General features: G+C 60.0%; 12 protein-coding genes. 1 reads left to right on the forward strand and 11 read right to left on the reverse strand.

Annotated elements, in window-relative coordinates:
- Window positions 1–134: 134 nt before the first annotated feature.
- Complete coding sequence (locus AC07W7_RS02270) at window positions 135–1,349, reverse strand: hypothetical protein (protein ID WP_495038551.1); 1,215 nt, start codon at window positions 1,347–1,349, stop codon at window positions 135–137.
- Between the two features lie 373 nt (window positions 1,350–1,722).
- Between AC07W7_RS02270 and aqpZ the strand changes: the two genes are divergently transcribed.
- Entirely contained in the window at window positions 1,723–2,409 is a 687-nt protein-coding gene (gene aqpZ, locus AC07W7_RS02275; RefSeq protein ID WP_495038552.1) for an aquaporin Z, read from the forward strand.
- A 6-nt stretch (window positions 2,410–2,415) separates the two neighbouring features.
- On the opposite strand, the gene AC07W7_RS02280 is transcribed toward aqpZ, so the two are convergent.
- From AC07W7_RS02280 to AC07W7_RS02325, 10 genes are all read right to left on the reverse strand, one after another.
- Entirely contained in the window at window positions 2,416–3,357 is a 942-nt protein-coding gene (locus tag AC07W7_RS02280; protein ID WP_495038553.1) for a carbohydrate kinase family protein, read from the reverse strand.
- Between the two features lie 11 nt (window positions 3,358–3,368).
- Window positions 3,369–4,850: a xylulokinase gene (xylB, locus tag AC07W7_RS02285; RefSeq protein WP_495038554.1), complete on the reverse strand. Its 1,482-nt coding sequence runs from the start codon at window positions 4,848–4,850 to the stop codon at window positions 3,369–3,371.
- A 145-nt stretch (window positions 4,851–4,995) separates the two neighbouring features.
- Window positions 4,996–6,468: a mannitol dehydrogenase family protein gene (locus AC07W7_RS02290; RefSeq protein ID WP_197881088.1), complete on the reverse strand. Its 1,473-nt coding sequence runs from the start codon at window positions 6,466–6,468 to the stop codon at window positions 4,996–4,998.
- A 15-nt stretch (window positions 6,469–6,483) separates the two neighbouring features.
- Window positions 6,484–7,587 carry an ABC transporter ATP-binding protein gene (locus AC07W7_RS02295; RefSeq protein ID WP_495038555.1) on the reverse strand — a complete coding sequence of 368 codons (1,104 nt, stop codon included), beginning with the start codon at window positions 7,585–7,587 and terminating at the stop codon, window positions 6,484–6,486.
- A 27-nt stretch (window positions 7,588–7,614) separates the two neighbouring features.
- Window positions 7,615–8,445, reverse strand: a complete 831-nt coding sequence (locus AC07W7_RS02300) for a carbohydrate ABC transporter permease (RefSeq protein WP_495038556.1) — start codon at window positions 8,443–8,445, stop codon at window positions 7,615–7,617.
- Between the two features lie 10 nt (window positions 8,446–8,455).
- Window positions 8,456–9,343, reverse strand: coding sequence for a carbohydrate ABC transporter permease (locus tag AC07W7_RS02305; RefSeq protein WP_495038557.1), 888 nt, complete (start codon window positions 9,341–9,343; stop codon window positions 8,456–8,458).
- A gap of 162 nt (window positions 9,344–9,505) precedes the next feature.
- Window positions 9,506–10,816 carry an ABC transporter substrate-binding protein gene (locus AC07W7_RS02310; RefSeq protein WP_099169805.1) on the reverse strand — a complete coding sequence of 437 codons (1,311 nt, stop codon included), beginning with the start codon at window positions 10,814–10,816 and terminating at the stop codon, window positions 9,506–9,508.
- A gap of 624 nt (window positions 10,817–11,440) precedes the next feature.
- Window positions 11,441–15,214 carry a hypothetical protein gene (locus tag AC07W7_RS02315; protein ID WP_495038558.1) on the reverse strand — a complete coding sequence of 1,258 codons (3,774 nt, stop codon included), beginning with the start codon at window positions 15,212–15,214 and terminating at the stop codon, window positions 11,441–11,443.
- 113 nt (window positions 15,215–15,327) lie between these two features.
- Entirely contained in the window at window positions 15,328–16,233 is a 906-nt protein-coding gene (locus AC07W7_RS02320) for an AraC family transcriptional regulator (RefSeq protein ID WP_076961007.1), read from the reverse strand.
- A 72-nt stretch (window positions 16,234–16,305) separates the two neighbouring features.
- Window positions 16,306–17,598: a glycosyltransferase gene (locus tag AC07W7_RS02325; protein ID WP_495038559.1), complete on the reverse strand. Its 1,293-nt coding sequence runs from the start codon at window positions 17,596–17,598 to the stop codon at window positions 16,306–16,308.
- Between the last annotated feature and the right edge of the window lie 93 nt (window positions 17,599–17,691).

Genomic DNA, 17,691 nt, shown 5'->3' on the forward strand with positions numbered 1-17,691 from the left:
TAAGATAACCATCAATGTTATGGTTTTGAGAAATACGCTTTTTTTGGTTGTAAAAAAATTCAAATTTAATATTGGTACTAACATAATGACTCCGTAAGTTTTGTAGTGAGTATTTAGTTAAGTTGGAGTATTATTTATTGAGTCATAACTGCCGTATAGGTTTGTGCGCTGTCTTCTACAGTTCCGGCGATCTTAGTACCGTCCTGGGAAATCACCCCAATCATCGCGCTCTTGCCGCCGCTATAGAATCCAAAACTCTGCAACCCGTTTGAAATATCCCAAGTGGCGCTTTCTGTAAACGTGCCAGAGTTGGCGCCCTGGACTAATAAAGTTCCGTTATCCGCCAGTGCTACACCTGAACTGCCAACCCCCACTGTAAAGGCCGGAACCAGGTTGACGGTGCCTGCCGTAATATTCCATACGGCGGTGCTGCCGTTCCCATCGGTGTCGGTGTAATCCACCACGGCTTGTGCAGCGTTATTCAACTGGCTGGCAATACTCACGCTATTGCCACTCAAGGTTGGTACGAGTGTTGGCGTCGAGGTTGGCGTTGCCCAGAATGCCGCACGGGAGAACGGTGCGGTTGAGTACTTGCACCCCCCCACCACCTGCAACGCATCATTGATGCTCGTGGCGATACAGGTCAGTGCCCCGGCAGGTTTGGGTAATGGGGTGGAGACATATAACAGGCCATTGTGCTGGGCAATTTTACCGATCATGGTGCCGTTGGCATCAGGGCAGCTGGTGGCGACTACGGGGCGGGAGTTGACCAATGTATAAGTGAGATCGACCCCTCTGCAATTGTCACCGGGGCTCGATACATCTCGAGCATTGCTTTGCCCCGCGCCCCACAGGACAACCGTGGAAACCCCGGACCGGTTGATGCTGGAGCCCAGCACACCGCCGCGCTGATTGATTGCAGAGGGAACGGTGCTGACATCGGGAAACAGGCCAATCAGCCCTGGGCGCGGGAACAGTTTAAGAATGCCGGACGGCAGATCGTTGGCGTCCCACACAACGGCATAGTCGGCCCCATCCGGGGCACCGCATTTACCGACAATCCACCCGGCATTGCTGATGGCCCCCACTGAGCAAGGTTGTGAAGGCGCCAGGCGCGGTAACAAGACAGGCGTTGCCGGGGTAAGGGCGACCCAGGGGGAATTGGGGATTGTTATACTGCCGGTACTGCAGTTTCCAACCACAACACCGCCATTATTGATGCCTGAAACACTGCACTGTTTTCCGCCAGGTGGGGTGATCGCGACATAAGCGGCCATTGTAGTATGTGCACCGCCGAGCCCCATCAGTAGCGTGGCGATTATTGCGTTGTTTTTTATAAAAGAGTTCATGTTATTCCTTCCTGGAAATCACTGATAAGTAATTGACGGCAGGCTTGATAAGCGTGAGCGGTTCGAGAGTCCCGCTCCCAGCTCAACTCTATTTCTGCAGTATTACTTGTCCTTTGTTTGCGCCAAACAGCTGCCTCTATGCTGAAAACATTAAAGGCTGCGCTGGACCTTCGTACAACTGTCAAAATTGACAGTTGTACCAACTTCAAAATAGGCGTAGCCACATTGGCACTCTCTGTCCAGGACTTATATAACCGCCACAAGCCCGAATGCCAGCCATTGATGCTGCGCATTAACCAGAAAACTCTGATACGGATTTGGCCCTGCTGTTGCTAACGTCAGCGCTTGCCCCTTGAAGGAAGTGAGGGTTTCAGTGCAACAAAAAATCGCAGCAGAGTTTCTCGGTACCTTCTGGTTGACCTTCGGCGGTTGCGGCAGTGCGATCCTGTCGGCCGCGTTTCCAGGGTTGGGGATTGGTTTTGCGGGGGTGGCCCTGGCGTTTGGCCTGAGTGTGCTGACCATGTCCTATGCGGTGGGCAGTATCAGTGGCGCGCATTTTAACCCGGCAGTGACGGTGGGGTTGTGGGTCGGAGGGCGGTTTGCAGGGCTGGAGGTGCTGCCCTATATCATCGCCCAGGTCGCCGGCGCGACGGTTGCGGCGGCGATCCTCGCACTGGTCGCCAGTGGCCGGCCAGGGTTTGAGATCGGCGAGTTCGCCGCCAATGGCTATGGCGCGTTGAGTCCGGGGCAGTACAGCCTGCTGGCCGCCGTGGTCGTGGAAACGGTGGGCACGTTCTTCCTAGTGTTTATTGTCATGCGGGTAACGGCGCCGGGTAACGCATCAGGCTTTGCGCCGATTGCCATCGGCCTGACCCTGACCCTGATCCACCTGGTGTCGATCCCGGTCACCAATACCTCGGTCAACCCGGCCCGCAGTACCGGGCCGGCGCTGTTTGCCGGTACTGATTACCTGATGCAGCTCTGGCTGTTCTGGTTGGCGCCCCTGGCCGGCGGCGTGGTCGGCGCGTTGGTGGCCCGGGCGATACGGGAAAAGCCCTGAGTATGGTTAGCCGTGCAATTGCTGGCGATAAGGCAGGTCGGGCCCGGTCTTGCCACAGGTCAGCGCGGCGGCGCGAATGGCAAACCTAAGCATCGCGTCGATCTGCTCCCGGGCCAGGCCCTGCACGCCGTCTACCGAATCCAGCTGTTGCTCGGTCAGCCAGGCAATCAAGGCCGCCTGGAAGGTATCGCCGGCGCCGACCGTATCGGCCATCACCACTGGCACCGCCGGGGCCGACCAACTGCCATGCTGGCGGCTGAACACCGTCGCCCCTTGACCGCCACGGGTCAGGAAAATCAGCTGGCAACGATGCTGCAGCCAGCCGTGCAGCACGCTTTCCGGCGCCTGGCCAGGGTAGAGCAGGTGCAGGTCTTCATCGCTGACCTTGATCAGGTCGGCATGCTGCACCAGCTCGGCCACGCGCTGGCGCCAGACCTCGATATCCGGCTCGGGGTTCAGGCGCACATTCGGATCGAGGCTGATCAGGCGCTGGCCGCTTTCTCGGCGCAGCAAGGCCAACAGGCTGTCGGCCACCGGCTGCACCACCAGGGAAAACGAGCCGAAATGCAGGCCGCGCACCTGCGCATCGAGGACCGGCAGATGCCCGAGCTGCAACTGCCGGTCCGCACAGCCTTCCCCCCGGAAACTGTAGTGCGGCGAGCCATTGGCCCCCAGGGCGACCATCGCCAGGGTAGTCGGTGCGGCAAACTCCACCAGGTAGTCGTCGCGCACCCCTTCATCCCTGAGCACCTGGCGCAGGCGTTGGCCCAGGTAGTCGCTGGACAACCCGGCCAACAGCCCCACCTCAATCCCCAGGCGGCGCAATCCCACGGCCACGTTGAACGGCGAGCCGCCGGCAATCGCCTTGAAATTGACTTTCGAGGCCTGCCCGCTGGCATCCTCCTGGCTGAAAAAATCAAACAGCGCTTCGCCACACACCAGATACATATTATTCGCTCTTAAAGGGTTGCCACATACTGTTGATAGCGTGCATAGGCCTGTTGATAGGCCGCAACACTGGCGGCGACGGGCTGGGTACGGCTGGCCGGGTCGACGCTGACGCAGCGGGCGCACAGTGCTTGCAGGCTTTCGCCGGACTGGCACCACGCAGCCTGGATCGCCGCGCCCAGGGCCGCCGCTTCACTTTGTTCGGTACACACCACTTCGGTGTCCATGATATCGGCGACCATCTGCCGCCACACCGGGCTTTTCGAGCCGCCGCCGATCAGGCGGATACTGTGGCTTTGCAGGCCGGTCTGGCGCAGCAGGTCCAGGCCCTGGCGCAAGCCAAAGGTGGTGCCTTCGACCACCGCGCGGCATAGGTTGCCACGGGTCAGGTTGGTCATGGTCAGGCCGTGCAGGCTGCCGGTGGCGTGGGGCAGGGCGGGCACGCGTTCGCCGTTGAGGAACGGCAGCATGCTGACGCCCTCGGCGCCAATCGGTGCCTGGGCCACCAGGGCGTTGAACGCCACCAGGTCCAGCTCGAACAATTCGCGGATCACCCCGGTGGCATTGGTCAGGTTCATGGTGCAGATCAACGGCAGCCAACCGCCGCTGGAGGAACAGAATGTCGCCACCGCGGCCTGGGCGCTGACCGTCGGCTGGTCGGCAAACCCATACACGGTGCCCGATGAGCCCAGGCTCATGGTGATCACCCCCGGCACAATATTGCCGGTGCCGATGGCCCCCATCATATTGTCGCCACCGCCACTGGACACAATGGCCCCGGGGTTGATCCCCAGGCGTTCGGCGATCCCCGGCAGCACAGTGCCCAGCGCCTGATCGGCTTCGATCAGCGCTGGCAACGCCGCTTCCAGGCGCCCGCTGGGGTCGATATGCCGCAGCAATGGCAAGTCCCATTGGCGGGTGCGCACATTGAAATAGCCGCTGCCCGAGGCGTCGCCATATTCGGCGCAGGCGCGGCCGGTGAGCCAGTAATTGAGATAGTCGTGGGGCAACAGGACATGGGCGATGCGCGCAAACACATCCGGGTGTTGCTCCAGGGTCCACAGCAGCTTGGACACGGTGTAGCCCGGCGCAATGGCCACGCCCAGGCGCTCCAGGGCGCCACGTTCACCGCCCAGGTGCTGCAGCAACCGGGCATTTTCCGCGCTGGTTTCGGTGTCGCACCACAGCTTGGCCGGGCGCAGCACCTGGCCCTGGGCATCGAGCAGGACCAGGCCATGCTGCTGGCCGGAAACCCCAATGCCGAGGATATCCTGGCCGTCCACGCCGGCTTGTTGCAAGGCGCGGTGGGTGGCTTCGGTCAAGGCGTCCAGCCATTGCGTGGTGTCCTGCTCGCGCCGGCCATTGGCGCCGCTGATCAGGCTGTGCGCGGCGGCGCCCAGGCCCAGCACCTGGCCGTTGGCGGCGTCGAGGACGATGGCTTTGGTGCCTTGGGTGCCGCAGTCGATGCCAAGAAACAAAGATTGCCGGGTCATGGTGGTTACTCAGCAGACAGTAGGGTGAAAACCCGATCAATGTGGGAGCTGGCTTGCCTGCGATGGCGGCCGTCCAGGCAACCATGATGTGACTGATACACCGCCATCGCAGGCAAGCCAGCTCCCACAGGTTGATCGAGTTTCTTCAGGAGGTAAGTTGTTTTAGGGTTTCTGTTACACCGTTATCGCGCAAACTGGCAAAACACCGCTCGAACGCGGCCACAAACTCCGGTGAGTTGGGAATCGCCGGGCCAAAAATCTCTTCCACCGTCAACAACCGTTGGCTGATCAACCCGTCATCCGCCACCAGTGCCCGGCAGAAGTCGGCGCGGGGGTCGGGGATGCGGTAGCGCACGCCATTTTCATCCACACCCTGCAAGTACAAGGCCCAGGCCGCCACCACCAGGGCCGCGCGCTCGGTGTCACGGCCCTCCGCAATCAAGCGGTTGATGGTCGGTACGGTGAACTTGGGAAACTTCGACGAACCATCGGAACACACGCGCTCCAACTGATCGGCAATCGCCTGGTTGGAGAAGCGCTCCACCAGGGTCTGCTTGTACTGCGTCAGGTCAATGCCCGGCACCGGCGCCAGGTGGGGGGTCACGTCCAGGTCCATATAGGCACGCATATACGCGACAAACAGCGGATCGTTCATGGTCTCGTGGACAAACCGATAACCCTTGAGAAACCCCAGGTAGGTCAGGGCCAGGTGGCTACCGTTGAGCAGGCCGATCTTCATTTCTTCATAGGGGGTGACGTCATCGGTGAACTGCACGCCCACCTGTTCCCAGGCCGGGCGGCCGTTGACGAATTTGTCTTCCAGCACCCATTGCACAAAGGGCTCGCACACCACTGGCCAGGCATCATCAATGCCGTGTTCATCATGCAGTTGCAGGCGGTGGGTAGTGCTGGTCATCGGTGTGATGCGGTCGACCATCGCATTGGGGAAGCTCACGTTGTCCTTGATCCAGTCATGCAGGTCGGCATCGCGCAACGCCGCGAATGCCAGCAGCGCCTTGCGGGTCACGGCGCCATTGTGTGGCAGGTTATCGCAGGACATCACGGTAAAGGCCGCAACGCCCGCCGCACGGCGCTGGGCCAGGGCGGCGCAGATAAAGCCGAACACGGTCCTGGGGGCCGCAGGGTGGGCCAGGTCATGCTGGATCTGCGGCAGGTGGGCCATGAATTCGCCGTTGCTGTCGTCGATGCAGTAGCCGCCTTCGGTGATGGTCAGCGAGACGATGCGGATGGCAGGGCTGGCCAGCTTGTCGATCAGGGCCTGGGCGCCGTCTTGTGCCAGCAGCATGTCGCTGATGGCGCCGATCACCCGCACTTCGGTGTCATCGGTGTCGCCCAGCTCATACAAGGTGAACAGATAGTCCTGGCCGGCCAGGTCATCCCGCGCCTTGCGGTCTTCGGCCCGCAGGCCAATGCCGCAGATGCTCCAGTCCAGGCCGACGCCAGTGTTCATCAAGGCGTCGGTGTAATACGCCTGGTGCGCACGGTGGAAACCACCGACGCCGATATGGGCGATGCCCTGGCGCGTATCGGCAATGGTGTAGGCCGGCAGGCGCACTTCGGGCGCCAGCAACGTGAGGTTCTGCTTATTGAGTTTCATCAAGAGTTCTCGAAATCAGGCGGCAGCGCGCAGTGGACGAGCCACCGCCACACCGTCGCTGTCAAATAGATGGCAGTGCGCCGGGTCCAGGTGCAGTTGCAGGGTCTCGCCATACTGGCTGGCCATATCGCCACGGATTCGCAAGGTCAGCGGCTCGCCACTGGCGGTGAGCACATGGCAGAAGGTGTCACTGCCCAGGCGCTCGCCCACGTCGGCGGTGACGGTCAGGGTGGTATCGCCCGGCGCAGCCAGTTCCAGGTGCTCCGGGCGGATGCCCAGGGTCACCGCACTGCCCACGCGCAAGCTGGCGCTGCTCAAGGGCAGGCTGATCAGGGTGCCGGCGTCCAGTTGCACGTCGCAGCCCTGGCCGTCGAGCCGGGTGACCTGGCCCTTGAGAAAACCCATTTTCGGTGTGCCCAAAAAGCCCGCGACAAACAGGTTGGCCGGCTGGTGGTACAGCTCCAGGGGCGAGCCGACCTGTTCGATGCGCCCGCTGTTAAGCACCACCACCTTGTCGGCCAGGGTCATGGCTTCGACCTGGTCATGGGTCACGTAAATCATGGTGGCCTGCAGTTCTTTATGCAGGCGCGCCAGCTCCAGGCGCATTTGCACGCGCAGGGCGGCGTCGAGGTTGGACAGCGGCTCGTCGAACAGGAAGATTTTCGGGTTACGCACAATCGCCCGGCCAATGGCCACGCGCTGGCGCTGGCCGCCAGACAACTGCTTGGGCTTGCGCTCCAGCAACGGGCCCAGCTCCAGGATGCGCGCCGCCTCGCTGACTTTGCTGTCGACGATCTTTTTGTCCACGCCGGCCAAGTCCAGGGCAAACGACATGTTCTTGCGCACGCTCATATGCGGGTACAGGGCGTAGGTCTGGAACACCATGGCCAGGTCGCGCTTGGCCGGGGTCACTTCGGTAATATCGCGGCCATCGAGTTCGATGGTGCCGTCGCTGACTTCCTCAAGGCCGGCAATCAGGCGCAGCAGGGTGGACTTGCCACAGCCGGAGGGGCCGACGAATACCACGAACTCCTTGTCGTGCACCTCCAGGTCGATGCCCTTGATGATGGAGAAACCCTCGAAGCCTTTTTGCAGATTCTTGATTTTCAGGTTGGCCATGATGGGCCTCCTTTTTATAAGGGGTCGTTATTTCACTGCGCCAAAGGACAGGCCGCGCACCAGTTGCTTCTGGCTGATCCAGCCGAAGATCAGGATCGGTGCGCAGGCCAGGGTCGAGACGGCGGACAATTTGGCCCAGAACAAACCTTCGGGGCTGGAGTAGGAGGCGATCAACGCGGTCAACGGCGCGGCATTCGACGAGGTCAGGTTCAGCGACCAGAACGCCTCGTTCCAGCACAGGATCAGCGACAGCAACACCGTGGAGGCCAGGCCGCCCTTGGCGATGGGCAGCAGCACCCGCAGCATTTCCTGCAACAAGGTGGCGCCATCCAGGCGTGCGGCTTCGAGGATGTCCTTGGGGATGTCCTTGAAGTAGGTGTACACCATCCACACCACAATCGGCAGGTTGATCAGGGTGTAGATGATGATCAGCGCGATGCGCGTATCCAGCAGGCCCATGCTCTTGGCCAGCAGGTAAATGGGCATCAGCACGCCCACCGGGGGCAGCATCTTGGTCGACAGCATCCACAGCAACGTGCCCTTGGTGCGCTGGGTTTCGTAGAACGCCATGGAGTAGGCCGCCGGCACCGCAATCAGCAGGCACAGGGCGGTGGCGCTGAAGGAAATCACCACCGAGTTCCAGGCAAAGCTGGCGTAATTGCTGCGCTCATTGATGTGCAGGTAGTTCTCCAGGGTGGGCGTGAAGATGAACTGCGGCGGCGTGGCAAACGCGTCGATTTCGGTCTTGAAACTGGTGAGCACCATCCAGAAGATCGGGAAGAAAATCACGATGGCGATGGCCCAGGCCAGGGTGCCGAGCAGCAGGCTTTGCAGGCGGCGGGATTGTTGAAGCGTCATGGCGCGGCCCTCAAGGTTTGTCAGTCAGGTTTTTGCCGAGCATCCGCACCAGGATGATCGCCGCGATATTGGCAATGACCACGGCAATCAAGCCGCCGGCCGAGGCCATGCCCACGTCGAACTGCACCAGCGCCTGGTTGTAGATCAGGTAGGCGAGGTTGGTCGAGGCGTAGCCGGGGCCGCCGTTGGTGGTGGTGAAGATCTCGGCGAATACCGAGAGCAGGAAAATCGTCTCGATCATCACCACCACGGCAATGGGCCGGGCCAGGTGCGGCAGGGTCAGGTGCCAGAAGATCGCAAGCGGCCCGGCACCGTCCAGGCGCGCGGCTTCTTTCTGTTCCTGGTCTAGGGACTGCATGGCGGTCATCAGGATCAGGATCGCGAAGGGCAGCCATTGCCAGGACACAATGATGATGATCGACAGCAGCGGGTAGTGCGCCAGCCAATCCACCGGCTGCGCGCCAAACAGCTTCCATACCGCCGCCAGTACGCCGGACACCGGGTGGAAAATCAGGTTCTTCCAGATCAGCGCACCGACCGTGGGCATGATAAAGAACGGCGAGATCAGCAATACCCGCACCAGCCCGCGGCCGAAAAACTCGCTGGCCTCCAGCAAGGCACTGATCAACACCCCCAGCACCATGCTGATCAGCAGCACGCTGCCCACCAGCAACAGGGTGTTGCTGGCACCGGGCAAAAAGCCTGAATCGGTGATGAAGTAGGTGAAGTTCTCCAGGCCCACGAACTGGTTTTCGCCGGGGTAGAGCAGGTTGTAGCGGATCAGCGAAAAGTACAGGGTCATGCCCAGGGGCACGATCATCCACAGCAGCAACAGGGCCACCGAGGGGCTGACGAGGAACCAGCCGGGGTTGCGCAGGCGGCTTTTAGACGTATTCATGACAATCAAAACCCATTGGAGGCATACAGAATTAGCCTTGGAATGCGGTCAATGTAGGCGCTGGCTTGCCTGCGATAGCGGTCGATCAGTTAACTGATTTATCCACTGACAGGCCGCCATCGCAGGCAAGCCAGCTCCCACATCGACTGTGGTGAGCCTGGGCTATTTGGGGTAGCCGGCCCGCTTCATTTCCCGCTCGGTGGTGGTTTGCGCGGCAGCCAGGGCCTGGTCCACTGTCTGCTGGCCGGTCAGGGCGCCGGAGAAGAACTTGCCCACCTGGGTGCCAATGGCCTGGAACTCAGGGATGGTCACCAACTGGATACCGATATAGGGCACCGGCTTGAGGGTCGGTTTGGTCGGGTCCGCGACTTTCAGCGACTCCAGCGTCACCTTGGCAAATGGCGCAGCCTGCATGTACTCCTCGCTGTAAGTCGAGGCGCGGGTGCCTGGCGGGACATTGGCAATGCCATCGGTCTTGGCCACCAGCGCGCCGTACTCCTTGGAGGTTGCCCAGGCACTGAAGACCTTGGCTGCGTCCTTGGCTTTGGAACTGGTCGGGATCGCCAGGGACCAGGAGTACAGCCACGAGCTGCCCTTGTCGGTGACCTGTTGCGGGGCAAAGGTAAAGCCGACGTGATCGGCGACCTTGCTCTGGGTCTTGTCGGTAACGAACGAACCGGCGACGCTGGCATCCACCCAGATCGCGCACTTGCCGCTGTTGAACAGCGCCAGGTTCTCGTTGAAGCCGTTGCTGGACGCGCCGGGCGGGCCGGACTTCTTCATATTATCGACGTAGAAGTTCAGCGCGTCCTTCCACTCGGGGCCGTTGAATTCGGGTTGCCACTGCTCATTGAACCAGCGCGCGCCATAGCCATTGGCCAGGGTGGTGATCAGCGCCATGTTCTCGCCCCAACCGGCCTTGCCGCGCAGGCACAGGCCGTATTGCTCCTTGTTCTTGTCGGTGAGCTTTTGCGCAAACTCGCCAATCTGCACCCAGGTCGGATGCTCGGGCATGCTCAGCCCGGCCGCCTTGAACAGGTCGGTGCGGTAGTAGGTGATAGAGCTTTCGGCGTAGAACGGCAGGGCGTACAGCGAGCCCTTGACCGAAAGGCCATCACGTACCGAAGGGAACACATCGTCCAGGTCGTAGGACGCCGGCAGGTCCTTCATCGGTTCCAGCCAGCCCTTGGCACCCCAGAGTGCGGCTTCGTACATGCCGATAGTCAGCACATCGAACTGCCCGCCCTGGGTTGCAATGTCAGTGGTCAGGCGTTGGCGCAGCACATTCTCTTCGAGTACCACCCAGTTCAACTGGATGTCCGGGTGCTCGGCCTCGAAGGTTTTCGAGAGCTTTTGCATGCGGATCATGTCGCTGTTGTTGACGGTGGCAATGGTCAGGGTTTGCGCACCCAGGCTGGCGGCGCTGAGGGTCATGCAGGTACAGGCAAGCAGGGCTTTTGCAGTGGAATTCATCGCGCACTCCGTTTCTGCGCCCGGGGGCTGCAGAAGGACAGTTATTGTTGTTGTGTCTTCCCAAGGTGGCAGGAAGAGTGTGCGTTGATTACAGCGCTGCGCAGGCGTGATGACAAATCCTTGGGAGCACTTGGACTGATACTTTTTTGCACTGAGCCCTGCTGGAAGCTGCCTCAGGGAAGTCTATGCACAAGGGATTGGCGTTGATGCCACCTGTTACTTTTGACAGTAGACGATATAAACAAATAGCCGGTTAATGATGGAGCACAATCCAATCAGGAGATGGCTATGGATCTTTCCAAGGTAAGACCCACGATTAACCCGTTGTACAAAGCGGTTCTAGGCCTGGGCGTGGCGCTGTTTATCAGTGCCTGCACAACACAATCACCCAACGCTGAAGAGCCACCTTGCACAGTGAATGGTTATTTTAAAAGTACGGTCATCGTGGGCGGGTATTACAGGTGTTACAAAAGACCTGGAGCTGATAAGTTCACTAGATATGACTACCGCTGCCCTAGTGGGCAGGAGTTTGATGAGAGCATTGGAAAGTGCCAGTGATACCCTGTAGTTACACCGAGGCCCCAGCATTTTCGCTGGGGCCTCGGTCTTTTAACACCGCAGAAATTACTCCTCCAGATCGGTCCCCGATGGATAAGGACGCTGTTGTACTTTGATGTCATCAAAATCGTAGATGCCACCGTCTGCCGGGTTGACTACAGAGATTGAAAGTTCAAAGGATTGACCCGGCACAAAGCCCGTCTGCACATCGGCATTGAGCCATGTATTGATGCTGGGGATGACAACATTGTTTTGCCAGTTTCTGGTATGCACCAAGATACTGGTCGGCCCACCAATATTGGCAAACTTGCTGATCTTGTACCTAAATCTAATTCGATAGTATCCCGCTGCATAAGGGAAATAGACCTTGTAGATCCTGACACCACTGCCCGTATAGGGAACGGATTGCAGGTAATAGTTGGCATTTGTCTCGCGGCGGATGCCCACATTGGGCCATTGGCTGAGCCAGTGATTGAAGTAGTACTCGTCGAACGTCGTCTCGTCGTTAATCATCCGGCTGCGTATGTTGTACACCACCGGCGGGAACTCAATGGCCTTCGATTCATCGGTACTGGTCGTTAACGCCGCCTTGAGTTGCATGGTCAGTTGGGTCGCATTGCCCAGATCAATCAGGTACGTATTCAGTATCGCTTTCTGCTGATACCCAAGGTTCAACCAGGCATCGGTCACCCGATCGCCGTCGGCACCGTTGAGCAGGGGCAGGTTATGGGCCGTACCGTTGGGTTTGTTACCGAACAAGCGCAGCCACACAGGCTGGTCCCTGGCAATGAATGGCCAGGTTCCCACCGTTGCCGTTGCATTACCGACCAATTCCCCCACATCGAGTACACCGCTGATCGCTTCATCAATACGCAGCAGGGTTCTTTTCAGCTCTGCCTGGGGGATTGCCTTGAGCGTTACGGTCAACACTGCTGACGGCTGGAAGGTGCCATTGCGCAGGACGGTATATTTCACGGTGAAGAGGGTGTCTTTATTGCCTATGTTTGCGGCAATAAGCGCCTCCGGCAGGTTGAAGGTGACCGTGCCGTCGGCTTCTCCGTTGATTGGCCCCTGTTGCCCCGAACCCGCTCCCGGGGCCCCCATCACCTCCAGGGTAATGAAGTCGGTGACATACATCGGGCTGTAGGACACGTCTACCGTTGCACCGAATCGCGCATCCAGCGGGGCTAAGGTCACTGAAGAGCCAGAGCCCGTGGCCTGTCGCAACGTCGGCACCGGGAACTGGGCCGGGATGGCCTGAATGGTGTACCGGCGTTCCGGGAACCACAGGGCATTGGACTCAATGGCCGTTTGGTCAAAGGTCACCCCGAAGCGCATCAGCAATTGCGAGCCATCCTTGAGTTGACGCATCTCGCTCACTGGCGCCGTTGGGCGGATACCGTTCTGCTCGCCGTTAAAGGTCACCGGGTCGCCGTTGTAGAAGGTTGCGTAGAAATCTGTGCCATTGGCATAGGTGCCCCGCAATTCAAACCACATCCGTTGATTGCGGTTGATAAAGCTCCAGCGATCGACCATGGCGCGCTCGCTACCGAGCAAGGTGCTGATGTTCAGCACGCTGCTGGTATGGCCTTCGATGTAGGGCTGCGGGAGGACGGGAGGCAGCAGGTTCAGGCTCAGCACGGGCGAAGGTGTTTGATGGACACCCAAGAGCACGAAGTACTGCACCTCGATATAGCGTCCATATCCATTGAGGCTGGCGCCAATGACCTCTGCGGGCACCTCGAAGTGCAAGGTTTTGGACGTATTGCCATCCTTCGTTTCGCAATGGGTACCTATCCCGGGAATACCGGTCCAGCAGGCCTGGATGCGATGACTGGGCAGCATCTGTAGATAGGAGACGGCGATGGTCGCCCCGGACAGCGCGGCTTCGGGGACCAGTTGGTCGGGGTAACGCTGGGCTTGCAATACCTCTGGCCGCAACAGGTCCAGGGCCTCCCCCACAGTGACGATCAAGACTTGCGAATAGCGTGTGCCACCACCACTTGCAGGCACCAGCGAATAACTGAGGCGAATTTCGCCATTCTTGCTGGCAACAATCAGCGCCTCCTCCAGGTAGAACTGCACGGGCCTGCCTGCCGTTCCGGTGTTGAGGGGGATCTCGTCACTGGCGGATCCGTTGCTGTTAGCCCCCAGCAAGGTCCACCTGAAAACATCGTCTGGCACCGTCCGCGTATACGGCAGGGTCACCTGGAGCTGGCCGCCCTTTATGCGTGCGGGGTCCAGATTATTGAACTCGTCCACATATTGCAGCTGCGGCTCTGGCAGTTCGGCATCGCGCTGGCCAAAGGTCACTTCCAGCACATCGGACTTGCGAATGGTCTGGATGCCGGGGCTCATGATCCGCACCTTGCCATCATCTACCAGGTAAAACACCTGGACGGTGCCAATCCCGACAAAACGCGCGAAGTCTTCCTGGTCGACAATACGGTAACGCTCCGGCGGTGGCTCCTGGCCTGCCAATGCGCTCTCTTCATAAAACACCAGGCCGCCCCCTGGCCGTACCGCCTCCATCCGCAACGTCACATTGTAGTGGCGATCATAAGGGGTGTAGCGCGGAAAGAAGACTTTGATAAAGGGATGCGCAGGGTCAATGTTGCCACCTTCGTTCTGCTCGATGATCATCGCCGGCATCGTGCTTTTGGTGCCGAAGACCGTGATATTCCGGCGCCGGGATTTGCCCAGGGGCACGTGGGTGGCCGTGGTCAGCGTGTATTCAAACTGCATATGGCCGTTGAGCACCGCCACCAGGTGTTTGCGGTCCACTGGGGCCGTGGCCGACAGCCCAATACGTGCCGGAAACGCTGGCAATGTGGTTTCAAAGGGCAAGCCCTCGGCATCGGCGCCTTTCAAGGTCATGATGATCAAGGCACCAGCAGGGGTCAATGTTCCACTTGGCAGCCTTCTGGGAATAACCACTTCGACCTCGAAGAAGGCATCGCCATGGGTGTCGAGGTTCAGCTTCATGACGGACTCCCCATCCACCACAAAGTGTGGAGTAGGGAGCAGGAGGGGGTCCAGATCGCTGTCCACCGTGACGTGATCCGACCACTGTTGGACCTCTCCGGAAAAGTTGAACACCTTGTCATACAGCCGGAAGCGAATAATGACGTCGCCGCTGCCACCATCAATGATGGTCGACTCAGGGATCAATACCGTAATGGGTTTGATGCCGGCGACATGCTCGCCATCAATCCGAAGGATCGTCAGATGGCCGTTCCAATACACCTCGGCGGTGTCGCCTTCCGTGATATTAGGGTAGCGGTCGATCGTCAGCTCTACTCCCTCCTTGGCGCGTTCGGGGTCCAGCACGTTGCCCACCAGGTCCGGCGGCAGGTGTATCACCAGTTCGGTGTGATAGGGCAATGCCGGGTCTTTACTGACCCCACCCGGGCGAGTGCGTTTGACATACCAGGTTTCACGGGGTGAAGTACTGGGGGTGGTGCTGCCTCTGCGGATAACTTCGCAAAAAGTAGGGTAGGTAAACGTCTCCGGAATAAGCTCAGGCAGGATGACCAACCGCAAAACAGCCTTGTCCAGATCCTCTGCCCTGATCTCATCCGAAGCAATGGCAAAGCGATCACTGCCCATATAGAACTTATAGGTATCGCCTGGGCTGAGCCTGGTCCAGCGTGGAAAATTTACCGTCATCCAGGGCATCGTATGGCGAATGCCCAGCCCACGCGCGGCTCCCGGCAGCGGGATCACCTCGTCGCTGACGAAGGGGGGGAGCAGTTCGTCTGCATCAGTCGGTTGTCCGGGGGCCGGGTGATGAGGCAGGCAAGGTAACGAGGGCGGGGTGGATGGCGCAGGCTTCTTCATCGTGGATGCTCCTTGGGCGGGCAACTGAACAAGGACATCACACACCCAAGGCGGGGGCGCATATAACTGTCAAGATTGACAGTGGCGACGAATGGTTACCCATCCACGGCGGCTCAGGCCAGGTTTTGCTCCGTCAGGCGCTGGACCGCCAGGCGCCGGTAGTGCGAGGGCGTCATGCCTTTGAGCTGCTGGAAGCGCCGATTGAAGTTGGAAATATTGTTGAACCCGGACTCAAAGCACACCTCGGTCACGGCCTTGTCGCCATCGGCCAGCAACTCGCAGGATTTGCTGATGCGCAGGCGGTTGACGAACTCGATGAAAGTGCGCCCGGTGGCCTGCTTGAACACCCGGGAGAAGTAGGTGGGTTTCATCCCCAGGTACTGCGCGACCTCTTCCAGCGGCAGCTCCCGGGCGTAATGGGCAAAGATATAGTCCACCGCACGGTTGGTCCGGTCGATGCTGTGCTCATCGGCCAACTGCGCCGTGGTCCCTCCTGACAGCAACTGGTAGTCCTCACACGCACTGAGGGCCTCCAGCAAGATAAAGAAGTGCCCCAGTCTCGCCATGCCCCGGGCGTCCTCGATGTGTTGCATCAGGGTCATGGCCTGGGCGATGGTCTTTTTGCAGCGGAATTCGATGCCGTACTGCGCCCGTTCCAGCAGCGGCGCCAGGCTCTTGAGCTCAGTGAAGATCTGGCTGGCGCCCTCCAGCAATTCATCGGTGAAATTCACCAGCATGTCGCGCTTGGGCACCACTTCGTCTTCCGCCACCTGGCTGATCCAGTTGTGGGGCAGGTTGGGGCCGGTGAGGAACAGGCTTTCCGGGTGAAAATTGCCGATATAGTCGCCGATAAACACCTTGCCGGCGCTGGCGATAATCAAGTGCAGCTCGTATTCCTTGTGAAAGTGCCAGCGCACCAGCGGGCAGGGGAAACCATGCTGGCGATAGATGATGGACAGGCCGTTGTGGTCGTCCATCAGCTCGTAGGAAGGGTCGGTGATTCGCGCTGCCCGGGTCATGCTGCCGTCGCTTTTAGTGGGGGTGCGCAACCGATAATGCCCCGTTGCACGCCACCTCGCCAGCGCCGCTGCCTACAGCGCGCGGTTTTTTGCCTCGATCCACTGCGCCATGTACTGGGTACTTTTGTGCAGATGGTGGCGCAGCATGCTGCCGGTAAAGTTGTTGCGTCGATGTTGCGCCAGTGTATCGCGGCAGTGCTGCAGGCGCTCGACCAGCGCCGGGCCGTGGATCTGTGAGGCATAGCGCCGGGCCAGTAGCGCACGCCCCTGTTCCTGGGCCTGGGTCCAGGCGTGCCGGTCTTCGTACAGGGCCACGGCAGCGGCTGCCAGGGTCGTCGCGCTGTGGGCGACCGCACCAGGCCAGGGCTGCCCGTCGCCCATGCCTTCGGCGCCGATGGGCGTGGTGATGCTCGGTGTGCCACAGAGCATGCCATCGGCCAGCTTGCCCTTGATCCCGGCGCCAAAGCGCAGCGGCGCCAGGCAGATACGCGCGGCCGACATCACTTGCAGGGCGTCCTCGGCCCAGTTCATCACATGAAAGCCCTGGGCCGGGTTGTGCAAGGCCGTGGCCTTGGGCGGCGTGTAGGCGCCATAGATATGCAGCTGGGCGCCGGGTAGTTGTTGGCGAATCAACGGCCAGAGGCTGTTTTTCATCCACAACACGGCGTCCCAGTTGGGGGCATGGCGGAAGTTGCCGATGCTCAAGAAATGCGCGCGATCCTCATAAGGGGTAAAGGTCTCGCTGGGCGCATCGACCATCAAGGGGCACCAGTGGAGCAGGGCGGCGGGCACCTTGAAGTGTTCGGTGAGCAACTGGATCTCCACATCGGAAATCATCAGGCTGATATCACAGCGGTAGATCGCCGCGATCTCGCGCTTGGCCAGGTCGGTGTCGGCCATCATCTGGAACGCTTCGTCCAGGGCGGGGGCGAATAACGGGCTGAAGTCGTCAGCATCCGGCTGATGCTTGAGGTAATCCTTGAGGCGCTGCTGGCGGGCATCGCGCAGGCTCTGCAAGTCCGAGGTTTCCAGCACGCGCAGGGCCTGGGGGCAATGCTTTTCCACACGCCAGCCGAATTGTTCCTCCATCATGAAACGGTCGAACAGCACAATGTCCGGGGCCAGTTCGCGGAGAAAGTCGTCGAAACTGCTGCTATTGAGCTCGATGGCGCATTCGTCGATGCCCAGTGCCGCGAGGTCGGCCTTGTGCTCGCCGATAGCGGCCGGGCTGCTGAAGGTGATCTTCCAGCCTTGGGCCAGAAAACTTTCCAGGATCTGCATCATATGCCCGCCGGCGGCCGAGGAGCGGGGCTCCGGCCAGACATAACCGATGACCAGGACGTGGGTGGCAGACGGAGTGTTCAACGATGGATTCCTTCAAGGGCAGGGCAAAAGCGGCGCAATTAAACCACAGCGGCCCGGCACGGGCGCAGTCATGACATTTTGTGTTAGGGCATA

It is taken from the genome of Pseudomonas sp. GW821-FHT01D09 (genome assembly GCF_059422465.1).

Excerpts from the sequence above, each read along its gene's own strand:
- AC07W7_RS02290 (WP_197881088.1), bottom strand. The coding sequence starts at position 6,468 with ATGAAACTCAATAAGCAGAACCTCACGTTGCTGGCGCCCGAAGTGCGC.
- AC07W7_RS02295 (WP_495038555.1), bottom strand. The coding sequence starts at position 7,587 with ATGGCCAACCTGAAAATCAAGAATCTGCAAAAAGGCTTCGAGGGTTTC.
- AC07W7_RS02280 (WP_495038553.1), bottom strand. The coding sequence starts at position 3,357 with ATGTATCTGGTGTGTGGCGAAGCGCTGTTTGATTTTTTCAGCCAGGAG.
- AC07W7_RS02315 (WP_495038558.1), bottom strand. The coding sequence starts at position 15,214 with ATGAAGAAGCCTGCGCCATCCACCCCGCCCTCGTTACCTTGCCTGCCT.
- xylB (WP_495038554.1), bottom strand. The coding sequence starts at position 4,850 with ATGACCCGGCAATCTTTGTTTCTTGGCATCGACTGCGGCACCCAAGGC.
- AC07W7_RS02300 (WP_495038556.1), bottom strand. The coding sequence starts at position 8,445 with ATGACGCTTCAACAATCCCGCCGCCTGCAAAGCCTGCTGCTCGGCACC.
- AC07W7_RS02320 (WP_076961007.1), bottom strand. The coding sequence starts at position 16,233 with ATGACCCGGGCAGCGCGAATCACCGACCCTTCCTACGAGCTGATGGAC.
- AC07W7_RS02310 (WP_099169805.1), bottom strand. The coding sequence starts at position 10,816 with ATGAATTCCACTGCAAAAGCCCTGCTTGCCTGTACCTGCATGACCCTC.
- AC07W7_RS02270 (WP_495038551.1), bottom strand. The coding sequence starts at position 1,349 with ATGAACTCTTTTATAAAAAACAACGCAATAATCGCCACGCTACTGATG.
- AC07W7_RS02305 (WP_495038557.1), bottom strand. The coding sequence starts at position 9,343 with ATGAATACGTCTAAAAGCCGCCTGCGCAACCCCGGCTGGTTCCTCGTC.